The organism is Lysobacter arseniciresistens ZS79, assembly GCF_000768335.1.
In the GTDB taxonomy this organism is placed as follows: Bacteria; Pseudomonadota; Gammaproteobacteria; order Xanthomonadales; family Xanthomonadaceae; genus Novilysobacter; species Novilysobacter arseniciresistens.
The window spans coordinates 1-15,370 of record NZ_AVPT01000005.1; the positions used below are offsets into that span (position 1 = coordinate 1).

15 protein-coding genes and 1 pseudogene are annotated in these 15,370 nt (G+C 69.7%); 13 read left to right on the forward strand and 3 right to left on the reverse strand.

Annotated elements, in window-relative coordinates:
- Together N799_RS14615 and N799_RS04060 are read right to left on the reverse strand one after the other, a co-directional pair.
- Positions 1–726, reverse strand: a pseudogene (locus N799_RS14615) (transposase); the annotation flags it as partial.
- Between the two features lie 49 nt (positions 727–775).
- Positions 776–1,306, reverse strand: a complete 531-nt coding sequence (locus N799_RS04060; RefSeq protein WP_036208311.1) for a carboxypeptidase-like regulatory domain-containing protein — start codon at positions 1,304–1,306, stop codon at positions 776–778.
- 280 nt (positions 1,307–1,586) lie between these two features.
- On the opposite strand from N799_RS04060, the gene pyrH reads away from it, so the two are divergent.
- The 13 genes from pyrH to N799_RS04125 all read left to right on the forward strand — a co-directional run bounded on the left by pyrH (position 1,587) and on the right by N799_RS04125 (position 14,950).
- On the forward strand, positions 1,587–2,309 hold the full coding sequence (gene pyrH / locus N799_RS04065; protein ID WP_036208316.1) for a UMP kinase: 723 nt from the start codon (positions 1,587–1,589) through the stop codon (positions 2,307–2,309).
- A gap of 45 nt (positions 2,310–2,354) precedes the next feature.
- Positions 2,355–3,293 (forward strand): cation diffusion facilitator family transporter, encoded by a 939-nt coding sequence (locus N799_RS04070; protein ID WP_081974684.1) that lies wholly within the window; start codon positions 2,355–2,357, stop codon positions 3,291–3,293.
- A 73-nt stretch (positions 3,294–3,366) separates the two neighbouring features.
- On the forward strand, positions 3,367–3,924 hold the full coding sequence (frr, locus tag N799_RS04075; protein ID WP_036208319.1) for a ribosome recycling factor: 558 nt from the start codon (positions 3,367–3,369) through the stop codon (positions 3,922–3,924).
- A 32-nt stretch (positions 3,925–3,956) separates the two neighbouring features.
- Positions 3,957–4,715, forward strand: a complete 759-nt coding sequence (gene uppS, locus N799_RS04080) for a polyprenyl diphosphate synthase (protein ID WP_036208322.1) — start codon at positions 3,957–3,959, stop codon at positions 4,713–4,715.
- Entirely contained in the window at positions 4,712–5,563 is an 852-nt protein-coding gene (locus N799_RS04085) for a phosphatidate cytidylyltransferase (protein ID WP_036208325.1), read from the forward strand. Before uppS ends, N799_RS04085 begins: the two co-directional genes overlap by 4 nt.
- A gap of 2 nt (positions 5,564–5,565) precedes the next feature.
- On the forward strand, positions 5,566–6,741 hold the full coding sequence (locus N799_RS04090; RefSeq protein ID WP_036208328.1) for a 1-deoxy-D-xylulose-5-phosphate reductoisomerase: 1,176 nt from the start codon (positions 5,566–5,568) through the stop codon (positions 6,739–6,741).
- Between the two features lie 31 nt (positions 6,742–6,772).
- Positions 6,773–8,137, forward strand: coding sequence for an RIP metalloprotease RseP (rseP, locus tag N799_RS04095; protein WP_036208330.1), 1,365 nt, complete (start codon positions 6,773–6,775; stop codon positions 8,135–8,137).
- A 106-nt stretch (positions 8,138–8,243) separates the two neighbouring features.
- Positions 8,244–10,727, forward strand: coding sequence for an outer membrane protein assembly factor BamA (bamA, locus tag N799_RS04100; RefSeq protein WP_036208543.1), 2,484 nt, complete (start codon positions 8,244–8,246; stop codon positions 10,725–10,727).
- 17 nt (positions 10,728–10,744) lie between these two features.
- Positions 10,745–11,764, forward strand: coding sequence for a UDP-3-O-(3-hydroxymyristoyl)glucosamine N-acyltransferase (lpxD, locus tag N799_RS04105; protein ID WP_036208333.1), 1,020 nt, complete (start codon positions 10,745–10,747; stop codon positions 11,762–11,764).
- Positions 11,765–11,815: 51 nt separating this feature from the next.
- A complete protein-coding gene (fabZ, locus tag N799_RS04110) occupies positions 11,816–12,268 on the forward strand; it encodes a 3-hydroxyacyl-ACP dehydratase FabZ (protein ID WP_036208336.1) in 453 nt (150 codons plus the stop codon).
- Entirely contained in the window at positions 12,265–13,050 is a 786-nt protein-coding gene (gene lpxA / locus N799_RS04115; protein WP_036208339.1) for an acyl-ACP--UDP-N-acetylglucosamine O-acyltransferase, read from the forward strand. The genes fabZ and lpxA overlap by 4 nt, the downstream gene beginning before the upstream one ends.
- 24 nt (positions 13,051–13,074) lie before the next feature.
- Positions 13,075–14,298, forward strand: a complete 1,224-nt coding sequence (gene lpxB, locus N799_RS04120) for a lipid-A-disaccharide synthase (protein WP_425476951.1) — start codon at positions 13,075–13,077, stop codon at positions 14,296–14,298.
- Positions 14,285–14,950, forward strand: a complete 666-nt coding sequence (locus N799_RS04125) for a ribonuclease HII (RefSeq protein ID WP_052101200.1) — start codon at positions 14,285–14,287, stop codon at positions 14,948–14,950. The genes lpxB and N799_RS04125 overlap by 14 nt, the downstream gene beginning before the upstream one ends.
- Here N799_RS04125 and N799_RS04130 read toward each other — a convergent pair.
- Entirely contained in the window at positions 14,940–15,344 is a 405-nt protein-coding gene (locus N799_RS04130) for a hypothetical protein (protein WP_036208342.1), read from the reverse strand. The two genes, N799_RS04125 and N799_RS04130, sit on opposite strands and share 11 nt — an antisense overlap.
- Positions 15,345–15,370: the final 26 nt, after the last annotated feature.

Consider the following 15,370-nt stretch of genomic DNA (forward strand, 5'->3'; position numbering starts at 1 on the left):
TAAGTGTCCGTGAAAACGGGGGTGAACCCAAATCATCCAGCACGTTGAACAACCGGAAGCTGCGCCCGTCGCTGAGCTGGTCGTGCATGAAGTCCATCGACCAGACCTGATTGATCGCCTCCGGCACCGCCAGCGGTTCCGGACGCTCGCGCACCAGGCGCTTCTTCGGCTTGATCCGCAGGTTCAACTCCAGCTCCCGGTAGATGCGGTAGACGCGCTTGTGGTTCCAGCCGAAGCCTTTGACGTTGCGCAAGTGCAGGAAACACAGGCCGAAGCCCCAGTCGCGGTAGGCCGTGGTCAGCCGGACCAGCCAGTCGGCGATCCGGGCGTTCTCCTCGCTGGCCTTGGCCTGGTAGCGATAGCAGGTCTCGCTCAGCTCGAAGGTCCGGCAGGCGTGCCGGATGTTGGTGCGCCCGCCGTCCACTGCCAGTCTGGCCATCTCCCGGCGTTGAGATGGCCTCACCATTTTTTTCCCAGCGCCTCCTTCAGCAGATCGGCGCTGAGCTGGGCGTCCGCGTACATCTTCTTCAGCCGCCGATTCTCGTCCTCCAGCTCTTTCATACGGGCGACCATCGACACCTCCATGCCGCCGAACTTGCTGCGCCACTTGTAGAACGTGGCCGAGCTGATGCCGTGCTCGCGGCACAGCTCCGGGACGGGCGTGCCGGCCTCGGCCTGCTTGAGCACGGCGATGATCTGGCTGTCGGTGAAGCGGGACTTCTTCATGGAACCTCCTCGGGGTCAGACTACGAGAAAATTCCACTTCTGGCGTCAGCTAATGGGTGGGGGGATTACCACCCTGCGTGGTTCCCGGCGCAAGCAGCGCAACACTCGTGACGTCGCGGGCGACGGGCAGTCGCTCGATCGTCTCCTGGGTGACGATGGTCGTAGACTCGACCGAGGAGAAGTCGATCGGCGGAATGTAGCTTCCGGTGACCTGCACGCGATCGAGTTCCACCGCGTCGCCGGCCGTCGCGCCACCGGTGAAGTCCACCGAGGTGCCGGCACCCACCGCGACACCAACGCCGTTACGCACGCCGGTGGTGCCATCGGCATTCTTCAGGGTCACGGTATACGTGCCCGGCGGAAGTGCGCCCGCGCGGAAACTGCCATCGGCGCTTACCGGGACTTCGCGGCTGAAGCCCGTTGCCGGATTGACCACCGTGACGGTCGAACCGGCCGGAGCCTGGCCGACGATGTTGCCGGTGGTGTTGGACTGGGCGTGTACGCCGGAGGCGAAGCACAGGCCGAGCGCTACGGTCAGTGCGCTGCGGCGCAGAGCGCGGTTGATAGTGGGTCTGGACACGTGGTGATCCCCTTGACGCGGTGGGAAGGAAACCCTGACGGGCCGGCCGAATATGACTTTGGTAACGAACCCACAACAACCCACTAAGGAAATATTTATGTAAATATGTGACTTTGATCACACTTTTTGAGGCATTCGTTCACTTGTGCACTGCAATAATTTGTGTCTCTGTCGCATTAAGTAATGTCAGGCACTTGTAGACGCCTGGTCCTTCGGTTAGCTCGACCCGCTCTCGCCTTCACCCGCTACAATTCCGCAGCCTCCCCCGCCTGAGATCCCCATGCCGCAACTCGCCTATCGCCGCGTCCTCCTGAAACTTTCCGGCGAGGCGCTGATGGGGGACGAGGACTACGGGATCGACCCCAAGGTCATCACGCGGCTGGCCAGCGAGGTCATCGAGGCCCAACAGGCGGGCGCGGAGATCGCGCTGGTCGTGGGGGGCGGCAACATCTTCCGCGGCGCCGGACTGGCCGCCGGCGGCATGGACCGGGTCACCGGCGACCACATGGGCATGCTTGCCACCGTGATCAACGCGCTGGCGATGCAGGACGCGCTGGAGAAGCTCGGTGGCAAGGCCCGGGTGATGAGCGCGATCAAGATCAACGACGTGTGCGAGGACTACATCCGCCGCCGCGCGATCCGCCACCTGGAAAAGGGCCGGCTGGTGATCTTCGCCGCCGGCACCGGCAATCCGTTCTTCACCACCGACTCGGGCGCCGCGTTGCGCGCGATCGAGATCGGCGCCGACCTGCTGCTCAAGGCCACCAAGGTCGACGGCGTCTACGACAAGGACCCGAACAAGCACCCCGACGCGAAGCGCTACGACCGCCTCGGCTACGACGAGGTCATCGCCCGCAACCTGCAGGTGATGGACACCGCGGCGTTCGCGCTCGCCCGCGACAGCGACCTGCCGCTGCGCATCTTCGACATGGGCCAGCCCGGCGAGCTGCTGAAGATCCTGCGCGGCGAGGAGATCGGCACCCTGGTGCAGGGCCGGGGCTGACCGTTGCAATAGTGTCCGCCCACGCCGCGTGACACGATCACGCGCATGCACGCCCATTCGCACTCGCCTCGGCACGGCACCCGCGCGTTTGCCGCGGTCACCCTGATCAATCTCGCCTATACCGCCCTGGAGGCGGGCTACGGGTTCGCCACCAATTCGCTGGCGCTGCTCTCGGACGCGCTGCACAACCTGGGCGACGTGCTCGGCCTGGGCCTGGCGTGGGGGGCGGCGGTGCTTGCGCGGCGGATGCCGACCGAGCGCCACACCTATGGCTGGCGCCGCGCCACCCTGCTCTCGCCGCTGGCCAACGCGGTGCTGCTGGTGGCGTTCTCGGGTGCGCTGGCGTGGGAGGCGATCCGCCGCTTCAACGCGCCGCCGGAGATCCCGGCGCTGCCGGTGGTGCTGGTGGCGCTGCTGGGCATCGCGATCAACCTCGGTTCGGCCTGGTTCGTGCGCGACGGCCACGACCACGACCTCAACCGCCGCGGCGCTTTCTTGCACCTGATGGCCGATGCGGCGGTGTCGCTGGCCGCGGTGCTGGCCGGCGTCGGCATGTTGTGGTTCGGCTGGGCGTGGCTGGACCCGGTGATCGCACTGCTGATCGGCGTGGTGGTCGCGGCCAGCGCGGTCGGCCTGCTGCGCGAGAGCTTCAACGCCGCGATGGACGCCGTGCCGCGTTCGATCGACCAGCCGGCGGTACGCGACTTCCTCGCCGCGCAGGCGGGCGTGACCGCGGTGCACCACCTGCACATCTGGTCGCTGGGCGCCGGCGAGATCGCGATGACGGCGCACCTGGTCCGGCCCGGCGCCCACGACCACAACGCCTTCATCGACCGGGTCAACACCGCGCTGGACCAGCGGTTCGGGATCAACCACCCGACCCTGCAGATCGAGCACGGCACCGCCTGCGAGCACGACCGCCACGACCTCGCGCCGCATGGCGAGGCGCCACGCGCACACGGGCACGGCCACCACGGCCACTGACGACCCACGGGCCGGGCGCGGCCCGCCCCCTCCGCTATACTCCCGCGATTACCGCACGAGACCGGAGCCGGCAATGCTCGACGATATCAAGAAAGACGCCCAGACCCGCATGAACAAGAGCGTCGAGTCGCTGCGCCACGACCTGACCAAGGTCCGCACAGGCCGCGCTTCGACCGCACTGGTCGACCACCTGAAGGTCAACTACTACGGGTCGGACATGCCGCTGACCCAGGTCGCCAGCGTGGCCGTCACCGACGCCCGCTCGCTCACCATCACCCCGTGGGAAAAGCAGATGGTCTCCGCGGTGGAGAAGGCGATCATCAACTCCGACCTCGGCCTGACCCCCAACACCGCCGGCACCGTGATCCGGATCAACCTGCCGGCGCTGACCGAGGAGCGCCGCAAGGAGCTGACCAAGCTCGTGCACGGCGAGGGCGAGAACGCCAAGGTCGCGATCCGCAACATCCGCCGCGACGCCAACCACCAGGTCAAGGAACTGCTGAAGGAAAAGTCCATTTCCGAGGACGACGCCGCGCGCAGCGAGACCGAGATCCAGAAGATCACCGACGAGGGCATCAAGCACGTCGACGAAGTGGTCAAGGCCAAGGAACAGGAGTTGATGGCCGTCTGATGGCAGTGGCGACGATTCCGTCCGTCCCGGCCATGCCTTCCGAGTCCGACCCCGAAGCACGCGTCCCCCGCCACCTCGCCGTCATCATGGACGGCAACGGCCGCTGGGCCGAGCGCCGGCGCCGGCCGCGCATGATCGGCCACCGCGCCGGGGCGCGCGCGGTCAACGTCTGCGTCGACTTCTGCCTGGCCCGCGGCATCGAGGTGCTGACCCTGTTCGCGTTCTCCAGCGAGAACTGGGGGCGCCCCGCCGACGAGGTCGGGGCGCTGATGAAGCTGTTCATGGGCGCGCTGGAACGCGAGGTCGACGAGCTCGACCGCCGTGGCGTGCGCATCCGTTTCATCGGCGAGCGCGAGCGCTTCAGCGAGGCGATCGTGCGCCGGATGAACGCGGCCGAGGCGCAGACCGCCGGCAACGCCCGCCTGCACCTGGTGATCGCCGCGAGCTACGGCGGCCGCTGGGACATCGCCCGTGCCGCCCGGCTGCTCGCGCAGGACGTCGCCGCCGGCACGCTCGCACCCGAGCAGATCGACGAGCACGCGCTCGCCGCGCGCATCAGCCTGTCCGATCTGCCAGCGCCGGACCTGTTCATCCGCACCGGCGGCGAGATGCGCATCAGCAACTTCCTGCTGTGGCAGCTGGCCTACACCGAGCTGTGGTTCACCGATCTGTTGTGGCCCGAGCTGGATGCGGCGACACTGCAACGCGCGATCGACGACTACGCCGGCCGCGAACGCCGCTTCGGCCTGACCGGCGCGCAGCTGGCCGCTCCCGACGAGATTCCCGAATGACCCGCACCCGTATCCTCGCCGCGCTGGTGATGGCCCCGCTCGCGATCCTCGCGATCCTGCTGCTGCCCACCGACTGGATGATGATGCTCGCCGCGGTGGTGTTCCTGCTGGGGCTGTGGGAATGGTTCGACCTCGCCGAGATCGAGGACACCCTCGCCCGCACGGTGCTGCTGGTGGCCCACCTCGCGGTGATGGTGGCGCTGGTATGGGCGTCGCGGTCGACCACCGGCTTCAGCTTCGTGCTGTTCCAGCTGATGACCGTGGCCGGCGTGATCTGGTGGCTGCTGGCGCTGGCGTGGCTGGGCCGCTACAACTTCGCCAGCGACCACGAGACCTACGCGCGCGTGTTCAAGCTCGCCGCCGGCGCGCTCAGCATGATCCCGGCCTGGTGCGCGCTCGCCTGGATCCACGCAAGCGAGCCCAACGGCCACCGCTGGCTGCTGGCGGCGCTGGCGGTGGTCTGGGCGGCGGACACCGGCGCCTACTTCGCCGGCCGCACCTTCGGTGGCAAGTGGTTCGGAGGCCGCAGGCTCGCGCCGCGCATCAGTCCCAACAAGACGTTCGAGGGCCTCGCCGGCGGCATGCTGGCGGCGGTACTGGCCGGCGTCGCCTTCAGCCTGATCGCGGGCGCGGGCGTGGCGCAGCTGCCTGCGGTCGCGCTGGTGTCGCTGGCCGCGGGCCTGTTCTCGGTGGTCGGCGACCTGTTCGAGAGCCTGCTCAAGCGGCATGTCGGGGTGAAGGATTCCGGCCACCTGATCCCGGGCCACGGCGGCATCCTGGACCGCCTGGACGGCGTCCTCGCGGCGCTGCCGGTTTTCGCGCTGGGCAAGGCGCTGCTGGGCTTCTGAGCATGAAACAGGTTGCCGTCCTCGGCGCCACCGGCTCGATCGGCGCCTCGGCGCTGGACGTGATCGCGCGCCATCCCGCGAGCCTGCGGGCCGCGGTGCTGGCCGCCGGCCGCCAGGTCGATGCGCTGGTCGAACTGTGCCGCCGCCACCGCCCCGACCACGCCGTGATCGCCGACGGGGCGCTGCTGCCGCACCTGCACGACGGGCTGCGCGACGCCGGCCTGGCGACGCACGCCCACGCCGGCGACTCCGCGCTGGTCGAGCTGGCCGGCAGCGACGCCTGCGACACCGTCGTGGCCGCGATCGTCGGCGCCGCCGGGTTGCCGTCGACGTTGGCCGCGGCCCGGGCCGGCAAGCGCCTGCTGCTGGCCAACAAGGAGTCGCTGGTGCTCGCCGGCGAACTGCTGATGGCGGCCGCGCGCGACGGCGGCGCGACCATCGTGCCGGTCGACAGCGAGCACAACGCGATCTTCCAGTGCCTGCCCGATGCGCCGTCGCGCGCGGGCCTGGCGCGCATCATCCTGACCGCGTCCGGCGGCCCGTTCCGCGGCCGCGACCGCGCCTCGCTCGCCGACGTCACCGTCGAGCAGGCCGTGGCCCACCCCAAGTGGTCGATGGGGCCGAAGATCTCGGTCGACTCGGCCACCCTGATGAACAAGGGGCTGGAGGTGATCGAGGCGCACCACCTGTTCGATGTCGCCGGCGGGCGGATCAACGTGCTGGTGCACCCGCAGAGCCTGGTCCACTCGCTGGTCGAGTTCGTCGACGGCTCCACCCTCGCCCAGCTCGGCCTGCCCGACATGCGCACCGCGCTGGCGGTGGGTTTCGGCTGGCCTGAGCGCATCGCCTCGGGCGTGAGCGGGCTGGACCTGCTGGCCGAAGGTGGCCGTCTGGATTTCGAGCCGCCCGACCTCGACGCCTTCCCCTGCCTGCGGCTGGCATTCGACGCGCTGGCCGCCGGCGGTACTGCGCCGGCCGTGCTCAACGCCGCCAACGAGGTCGCCGTTTCAGCGTTTCTTCAGCGGCGGGTGGGTTTCCTGTCGATCCCTGCGATCGTCGAGGACACCCTCGCGGCACTTCCGGCCATTCCCGCGGTCTCACTGGACGCACTCCACGACGCCGACGACCGCGCGCGCCGCCACGCCGCGCAGGCCGCGGCCGCGCGGGCGACGGCATGACCCTCCACCCCTTTCCGCCAGGACCCACGGCATGACTGAACTGCTCGGTTCGATCTGGTGGCTGATCGTCAGCCTCGGCGTGCTGGTGACCTTCCACGAGTTCGGCCACTACTGGGTCGCGCGGCGCTGCGGGGTGCGGGTGCTGCGTTTCTCGGTGGGTTTCGGCAAGGCGCTGTGGTCGCGTCGCGGCCGCGACGGCACCGAATACGTGATTGCCGCGATCCCCCTCGGCGGCTACGTCAAGATGCTCGACGAACGCGAGGGCGAGGTGCCTGACGCGCAGCTCGGCCAGGCCTTCAACCGCAAGTCGGTGTGGAAGCGGATCGCGATCGTCGCTGCGGGGCCCATCGCCAACCTGCTGCTGTGCGTGGCGCTGCTGTGGGCGATGTTCGTCATCGGCCGGCCGGATTACGCGCCGGTCGTCGGCAGCACCGACGGCATCGCGGCCGAGGCCGGGTTGCAGGCGGGCGACCGGGTCCTTGCCGTCGGCGAGCGTGAAACCCCGACCTGGAGCGACCTGCAACTGGCACTGATCCCGGCCGCGCTCGACCGCGCCGACGTCGAGCTGCGGGTGCGGGATGCCGCAGGCCGGGAATCGGACACCACCCTGCCGCTATCCGCCCTGCCGGCCGACTTCGACGAGCGCCGCATCATCGACGCGATCGGCCTGGTGCCGCGGCACCTGCTGGTCCCGCCGGTGATCGGCCGCGTCGCGCCCGACACGGCCGCCTGGGGCGTGCTGGCCGAGGGCGACCGCATCACCGCGATCGACGGCCATCCGGTACAGGCCTGGAACGACATCGGGCCGCTGGTCCAGCAACTGGGCGAGCGCGACGGCACCGCAATGGTCGAGGTCGAGCGAGACGGCGACCGCCTCGCGCTGGAACTCGCCCCCACCCGGATCCAGCCCGAAGGCGGCGGCGAACCCTACTGGGCGCTGGGCGTGAGCTCGGTCCGCCCCCAAATGCCGCCGATGGACGCGGAACTGCGCCACGGCCCGCTGGCGGCGGTCCCGGCGGCGCTGCGCGAGACCGTCCACCAGGCCGGCGAACTGGTCTCGATGATCGGCCGCGCCTTCACCGGCCGGGTCGAGGTCGAAAACACCGTCGCCGGCCCGATCACGATCGCCCGCGCCGCCAATGCCTACGCAGACCAGGGCCCGGCCTGGTACCTCTCCCTGCTGGCCATGCTCTCGCTGAGCCTGGGCATCCTCAACCTGCTGCCGATCCCGATCTTGGACGGCGGTCACCTGCTGTATTACCTTATCGAGCTGGTCAAGGGCAGCCCGGTCAGCGAGCGGACGATGGCTGTCGGGCAGTACGTGGGCCTGCTGCTGATCGTCGGGCTGATGGGCCTGGCGTTCTACAACGACATCGTGAACAACCTGATGCGCTGATGCACAGCCGGTCGAACGTGCCTCTTTCCCAGCCGAGCCCCACCCGCCCCGCCTCTGCCCGGCATCCGCAACCGCGGGCGCCGCAGAACCCCAACCGGACGTGATGATGACGCGACCCACCCACCGCCGCCTGCTTGTCCTCGCCCTCGCCTCGGCGCTTTCTGCCGCCCCGGCACTGCCGGCGCTGGCACAGTCGGCCACGGCCGCTCCGGTTGCCCCGTTCGCGGTCAGCGACATCCGCGTCGACGGCCTGCAGCGCATCTCCGCCGGCACCGTGTTCACGTACCTGCCGATCGAGCGCGGCGACACCGTCGACCAGGACCAGGTCGGCGACGCGATCCGGGCGCTGTACAAGACCGGGTTCTTCGAGGACATCGCGATCGGGCGGCAGGGCAGCATCCTGGTGGTCACCGTCACCGAGCGCCCGGCGATCAACAAACTCACGCTCAGCGGCAACAAGGACATCGAGACCGAGGACCTGATGAAGGGCCTCGCCGACATCGGCCTGACCGAGGGCAATACCTTCGACCGGCTGAGCCTGGACCGCGTCACCCAGGAGCTGACCCGCCAGTACAACAACCGCGGCAAGTACAACGTCGCCATCACCCCGACGGTGACCAATCTGCCGCGCAACCGCGTCGACGTCGCCATCGCGGTCGAGGAAGGCAAGGCCGCGCGCATCCAGCACATCAACCTGGTCGGCAACGAGCTGTTCGACGACGAGCAGATCCTCGACACCTGGGAGTCCGGCGAGCACAACTGGCTCAGCTGGTACCGCCGCGACGACCAGTACTCGCGCGAAAAGCTCTCCGGCGACCTGGAGAAGCTCAACAACTTCTACCTCGACCGCGGCTACGTCGATTTCGCCATCGAGTCCACCCAGGTCTCGATCAGCCCCGACAAGCAGGACATGTTCATCACCGCCGGCGTGACCGAGGGTGAGCAGTACAAGGTGTCCAGCGTGCAGGTCACCGGCGACACGGTGCTGCCGAAGGAAGAGGTCGAGGCGATGGTGCTGGTCAAGCCCGACCAGATCTTCTCACGGCGCCTGCTGGAGATCAGTTCCGACGCGATCACCGCGACCCTCGGCAACGTCGGCTACGCGTTCGCGCAGGTCAACCCGATCCCCGACGTCAACCGCGAGGACAAGACCGTCGGCATCACCATGCAGGTGGTGCCGGGCCCGCGCGTCAACGTGCGCCGGGTGGTGTTCAAGGGCAACAGCCGCACCGCCGACGAGGTGCTGCGTCGCGAGATGCGCCAGTTCGAGGGCAGCTGGTACTCGCAGGCCGCGATCGACCGCTCCAAGATCCGCCTGCAGGGACTGGGCTACTTCGACACCGTCGACGTGGAGACCCAGCAGGTGCCGGGCTCGCACGACCAGGTGGACGTGGTCTACACCGTCAACGAAGTGGCCGCCGGCAGCTTCGTGTTCGGCCTGGGCTACTCCGCGCTCACCGGCCTGAGCACGCAGGTGCAGGTGTCGCAGAACAACTTCCTCGGCAGCGGCAACCGGATCGCGGTGCAGGCGCAGCGCAACTCCTACCTGCAACGCTACGACTTCTCCTTCATGAACCCCTACTTCACCGACAACGGGGTTTCGCTGGGCTACAACCTGCGCTGGAGCGAGTTCGACAACTCCGACTTCAACACCGCGCAGTACTCCAGCACCAGCGGCGTCGGCCAGGTGGTGATGGGCGTGCCGATCACCGAGACCGACAGCGTCACCGCGCTGCTGGGCATCGACAGCAACCAGATCTTCGCCCGCCGCGGCCGCACGCCGGAGTCGCTGGTCCAGTACATCGACGCGGTCGGCCAGCGCACGTTCCACGCCTGGCGCGGCGAGATCGGCTGGGGCCGCAACACGCTCAACAGCGCGCTCACCCCGACCCGCGGCACCAACCAGCGGATCTGGCTGGAAGCGACCCTGCCCGGCTCGACCGTCGAGTACTACAAGCTCAACTACAGCTTCTCCAAGTTCTGGCCGCTGTCGCGCCACCTGGTGCTCAACACCCGCACCGACCTCGGTTACGGCGACAGCTACGGCGACGAATTCGTCCGCAACGTCTGCTTCACCGGCGGCAGCATGGTCGACACCGACGGTAATCCGGAGACCCCGGCGGTGTACGTCCCGGGCCCGGACCCGACCGAGCCGTGCCTGCCCGACTCGCCGGACTACATCAACACCATCACCGCCGACGGCCTGCCGTTCTTCGAGAACTTCTACGCCGGCGGCGTGCGCTCGGTGCGCGGCTTCACCGACAACACCCTCGGCCCGAAGGAGGCCGCGCTCGGCAGCAACTACCTGCAGCCGATCGGCGGCGCGTTCAAGACCACCGGCTCGCTGGAGATGTTCTTCCCGACGCTGATCGAAAGCTCGGCGGCGCGCGTCTCGGCGTTCATCGATGTCGGCAACGTCTTCAAGGACTTCGACACCTGGGATGCCGGCGAGCTGCGCGCGTCGACCGGCCTGGCGCTGATGTGGCGCTCGCCGATGGGGCCGATCTCGATCAGCTACGCCTACCCGTTCCGCAAGGAAGAAGGCGACGACCTCGAGCGCCTGCAGTTCACCTTCGGCGGCACGTTCTGACGGCGCGGGCAGCCGTCGTGCAGTCCGCTCCCGCCACGTTCACCGCCGACGAGCTGGCACGACGCTTCTCGCTCGAACTGCGCGGTGACGGCGCGGCGCGGGTCGAAGGCGTCGGCACGCTCGCCGGCGCACGCCCGGGGCAACTCGCCTTCCTCGCCAACCCGCGCTACCGCGGCCAGCTGGCGTCGACCGGGGCGACGGTGGTGGTCATGCGCGGCGACGATGCGGATGGCCACGACGGCACCGCGCTGGTCGCGCCGGACCCCTACGTCGCCTTCGCGAAGATCTCGGCGCTGTTCGAGCCGGTGCCCGTGCGCGCACCCGGCATCCACGCGTCGGCCGACATCGACCCCAGCGCGAGCGTCGACCCGGCCGCCCATGTCGGCGCGTTCTGCAGCATCGGCGCGCGCAGCCGGGTCGAGGCCGGCGCGGTGGTCGGCCCCGGCTGCGTGATCGGCGACGACTGCGTGGTCGGCGCCGGCAGCGAGCTCATCGCCCGCGTCACCCTCGTCACCCGGGTCCGCCTCGGCCAGCGCGTGCGCATCCATCCCGGCGCGGTGCTCGGCGCCGACGGTTTCGGCCTGGCGATGGAAGCCGGCCGCTGGATCAAGGTGCCGCAGCTGGGCGGCGTGGTGATCGGCGACGACTGCGAGATCGGCGCCAACACCTGCATCGACCGTGGCGCGATCGACGACACCGTGCTCGAGGAGGACGTCCGCCTCGACAACCAGATCCAGATCGGCCACAACGTCCGCATCGGCGCGCACACGGCCATGGCCGGCTGCGCCGCGGTGGCCGGCAGCGCGAAGATCGGCCGCTACTGCCTGATCGGCGGCGCCGCCGGCGTGCTCGGCCACCTGGAGATCTGCGACCGCGTGGTGATCACCGCGATGAGCCTGGTGAGCAGCTCGATCCGCCAGCCGGGCGAGTACTCTTCGGGCACCGGCCTGATGGACAATCGCAGCTGGCGCAGGAACGCCGCGCGCTTCAAACAGCTCGACAGCCTCGTCCGCCAGTGGCGCGGGCGCGATGACTGAACGGAAGACGGCCCGCACCGGACGGGTCGGCAAGCAAGGAAAAACGAAACCGTGAAACTCCCGATCGACGTCCCCACCATCCAGGCACTGCTGCCGCACCGCTACCCGTTCCTGCTGGTGGACCGCGTGGTCGAGCTCGAAGCCAACAAGCGCGTGCTCGCCTACAAGAACGTCACCGCCAACGAGAACTTCTTCAATGGCCACTTCCCGGGCCGCCCGGTGATGCCCGGCGTGCTGGTGATCGAGGCGCTGGCCCAGGCGGGCGGCCTGCTGACCCAGCTGTCCACCGGTGGCGAGAGCGACGGCAAGCTGTTCTACCTGGTCAAGGTCGACGGCGCGAAGTTCAGCAAGATGGTGGTGCCGGGCGACCGGCTCGACCTGGAAGTCATCCTCAAGCGCACCATCCGCAACATGGCGCTGTACCAGGGCATCGCCCGGGTCGACGGCGAGCAGGTCGCGTGCGCCGACATCCTGTGCGCCGAGGTCGCAGCGGCCGACGCATGAGTACCGCCGCCGTCCATCCCAGCGCGATCGTCGAACCGGGCGCCCGGCTCGGCGACGGCGTGCGCGTGGGCGCCTTCAGCTACATCGGCAACGACGTGGAGATCGGCGACGGCACCGACATCGGTCCACACTGCAGCATCCACGGCCCGGCGCGGATCGGCCGCGACAACCGCATCCTCGGCCACGCCGCGATCGGCGGCGAACCGCAGGACAAGAAGTACGGTGGCGAGCGCGTCGAGCTGGTCATCGGCGACCGCAACACCATCCGCGAGTTCGTCACTGTCAACCGCGGCACTGCCGGCGGTGGCGGCTGCACCCGCATCGGCGACGACAACTGGCTGCTGGCCTACACCCACGTCGCCCACGACTGCGTGGTCGGCAACCACTGCGTGTTCTCCAACAACGCGACGCTGGCCGGCCACGTCGAGGTCGGCGACCACGTGATCCTCAGCGGCTTCGCCGGCATCCACCAGTTCTGCCGGATCGGCGCGCACGCGTTCATCGGCATGGGCGCGTTCGTCAACGGCGACGTGCCGCCGTTCGTGATGGTCGCGCAGGAGGGCTACGGCCGCCCGCGCGGGATCAACAGCGAGGGCCTCAAGCGCCGTGGTTTCGACGCCGACCGGATCGCCGCGATCAAGCGCGCCTACCGCGCCCTGTACGTCGCCGGCGGTTCGCTCGACGAGGCACGCGCGCGGCTGGTCGAACTGGCCGGCGACAGCGACGACGTGCGCGCCCTGCTCGAGTTCATCGACGCCGGCGAGCGCCCGCTGCTGCGCTAGCCGGGGGCCAACAGGGTGGACGACATTTTCAACGACCCCGTGCATGTACCGCGCAAGCGCATCGCGCTGGTTGCCGGCGAGGCCTCCGGCGACCTGCTCGGGGCGGGGCTGGTCGAACGCCTGAAGCAGCGCTGGCCGCATGCCGAATTCGTCGGCATCGGCGGCGATACGATGCGCGCAGCGGGCATGGATACCTGGTTCGATGCCTCCGAGCTGTCGGTCATGGGCCTGGCGGAAGTGCTGCGCCACCTGCCGCGGCTGCTGCGCCTGCGCCGCGAACTGCGCCAGCGCGTCCTGGACTGGAAACCCGACGTCTTCATCGGCATCGACGCGCCGGACTTCAACCTCGGCGTCGAGCGCTGGCTCAAGCAGCGCGGCATCCGCACCGTGCACTACGTCAGCCCGTCGGTGTGGGCCTGGCGCGAGAAGCGCGCGGCGAAGATCGGTCTCAGCGCCGACCGGGTGCTGTGCCTGTTCCCGATGGAACCGGCGATCTATGAGCGCCACGGCGTCGACGCGCGCTTCGTCGGCCATCCGCTGGCCGATACCATGCCGCTGGAGCCCGACCGCGACGCCGCCCGGCGCGAACTCGGCCTCGCCGGCGACCGTCCCCTGCTGGCGCTGCTGCCCGGCTCGCGCGTGGGCGAGATCGAGCGCCTCGGCAACGACTTCCTCGCCGCCGCCGCGCGCGTACTGGCCGCCGAACCGGCGCTGCAGGTGGTCGCGCCGATGGCCAGCGGTCACGCCCGCGCCGCGTTCGAGCGCGTGCTCGCCGCGCACCCCGATGCCGCCGCGCTGCACCCGGCGCTGCGGGTGATCGACGGCAACGCGCGCACGCTGATGATCGCCAGCGACGTGATCCTGCTCGCGTCCGGCACCGCCACGCTGGAAGCGATGCTGGCCAAGCGGCCGATGGTGGTCGGTTACCGCGTCGCCGACCTGACCTACCGCATGGTCAAGGGCCTGGGCATGCTCAAGGTCGACCACTACGCACTGCCCAACGTGCTCGCCGGCGAACCGCTGGTGCCGGAGCTGATGCAGCACGACTGCACGCCCGACAAGCTCGCCGACGCGCTGCTGCGCTGGCTGCGCGACCCGGCCGCGGTCGCCCGGCTGGTGCCGCGCTTCCTCGCGCTGCACGAACAACTGCGCTGCGACGCCTCGAAACAGGCCGCCGACGCCGTGGCCGGGCTGGTCGAGGCCGTACCGGCGACGGCCGGCGCCGGCGGAGCCGATGGGCACCGCTGAGCAGCTCGGGCTGGAGCTCGCCGTGGCCCGCGGCGGCCAGCGCATCGCCGGCGTCGACGAGGCCGGCCGCGGCCCGCTGGCCGGCCCGGTGGTGGTCGCCGCGGTGGTGCTGGGCCCCGGCCGCACACCGGTCAACGGCCTGGCCGACTCCAAGCAGCTGTGCGCCGCGCGCCGCGAGGAGCTGTACGCGCGCATCGTCGACAAGGCGATGGCGTGGCACGTGGTCAGCGTCGAGGCCGACGAGATCGACCGCATCAACATCTACCAGGCGACGATGCTCGGCATGCGGCTGGCGCTGGAAGGCGTGCGCGCGGTGGCCGAACTGGCCCGCATCGACGGCAACGCGTTGCCGCGCGGGCTGCCCTGCCCGGCCGAGGCGTGGATCGGCGGCGACGCCCGCGACCGCGCGATCATGGCCGCGTCGATCCTTGCCAAGGTCACCCGCGACCGCACGATGGCCGCGCTGCACCAGCAGTTCCCGCAGTACGGGTTCGACGGCCACAAGGGGTACTCGACGCCGGCGCACCTGGCCGCGCTGGCCGCGCACGGCCCCTGCCCGCAGCATCGGCGCAGCTTCGCGCCGGTGCGTGCGGCACTGGGGATCGCCGCGCCGGCGCCCGACCAGGCGGTCGCGGAACTGCTCAGCGAATGATGATCGCCGGGTCGATGGCCTGTCCGTCGACCACGATCTCGTACGGGTACACCGTTCCCGACGCACCGGTGACCACCATCGACACCTTCTGCCGGCCGTCCTCCTCGCTCGACGGATGCCCGGTCGCGGTGCGCCGCCACTCGTGGCCACTGCTGCTGGCGAACAGCACGGTGAACGCGCGGGTCTCGCCCGGCGGCGCCCGCCAGGTGACCTGCGTCCCCGAGTCGACCGTGCAGTCGCCCTTGGGTCCGGCGTCGTAGGACGGGATGTCGATGTAGATCGCCGTCGCGCCGCGGAAGCTGTATTCGCAACTGATGCCGTCGGCGTCGGGCAGGTGCCGGCAGCCGGCCAGCACGGCCACGGCGGCGATGGCAAACACGGGCAGCACACGCATGTCGCACTCCTGGGGTTGGCCTGCGA

Coding starts and splice junctions, on each gene's coding strand:
- pyrH (WP_036208316.1), top strand. CDS start 1,587: ATGCCGCAACTCGCCTATCGCCGCGTCCTCCTGAAACTTTCCGGCGAG.
- N799_RS04070 (WP_081974684.1), top strand. CDS start 2,355: ATGCACGCCCATTCGCACTCGCCTCGGCACGGCACCCGCGCGTTTGCC.
- frr (WP_036208319.1), top strand. CDS start 3,367: ATGCTCGACGATATCAAGAAAGACGCCCAGACCCGCATGAACAAGAGC.
- uppS (WP_036208322.1), top strand. CDS start 3,957: ATGCCTTCCGAGTCCGACCCCGAAGCACGCGTCCCCCGCCACCTCGCC.
- N799_RS04085 (WP_036208325.1), top strand. CDS start 4,712: ATGACCCGCACCCGTATCCTCGCCGCGCTGGTGATGGCCCCGCTCGCG.
- N799_RS04090 (WP_036208328.1), top strand. CDS start 5,566: ATGAAACAGGTTGCCGTCCTCGGCGCCACCGGCTCGATCGGCGCCTCG.
- rseP (WP_036208330.1), top strand. CDS start 6,773: ATGACTGAACTGCTCGGTTCGATCTGGTGGCTGATCGTCAGCCTCGGC.
- bamA (WP_036208543.1), top strand. CDS start 8,244: ATGACGCGACCCACCCACCGCCGCCTGCTTGTCCTCGCCCTCGCCTCG.
- lpxA (WP_036208339.1), top strand. CDS start 12,265: ATGAGTACCGCCGCCGTCCATCCCAGCGCGATCGTCGAACCGGGCGCC.
- N799_RS04125 (WP_052101200.1), top strand. CDS start 14,285: ATGGGCACCGCTGAGCAGCTCGGGCTGGAGCTCGCCGTGGCCCGCGGC.
- N799_RS04130 (WP_036208342.1), bottom strand. CDS start 15,344: ATGCGTGTGCTGCCCGTGTTTGCCATCGCCGCCGTGGCCGTGCTGGCC.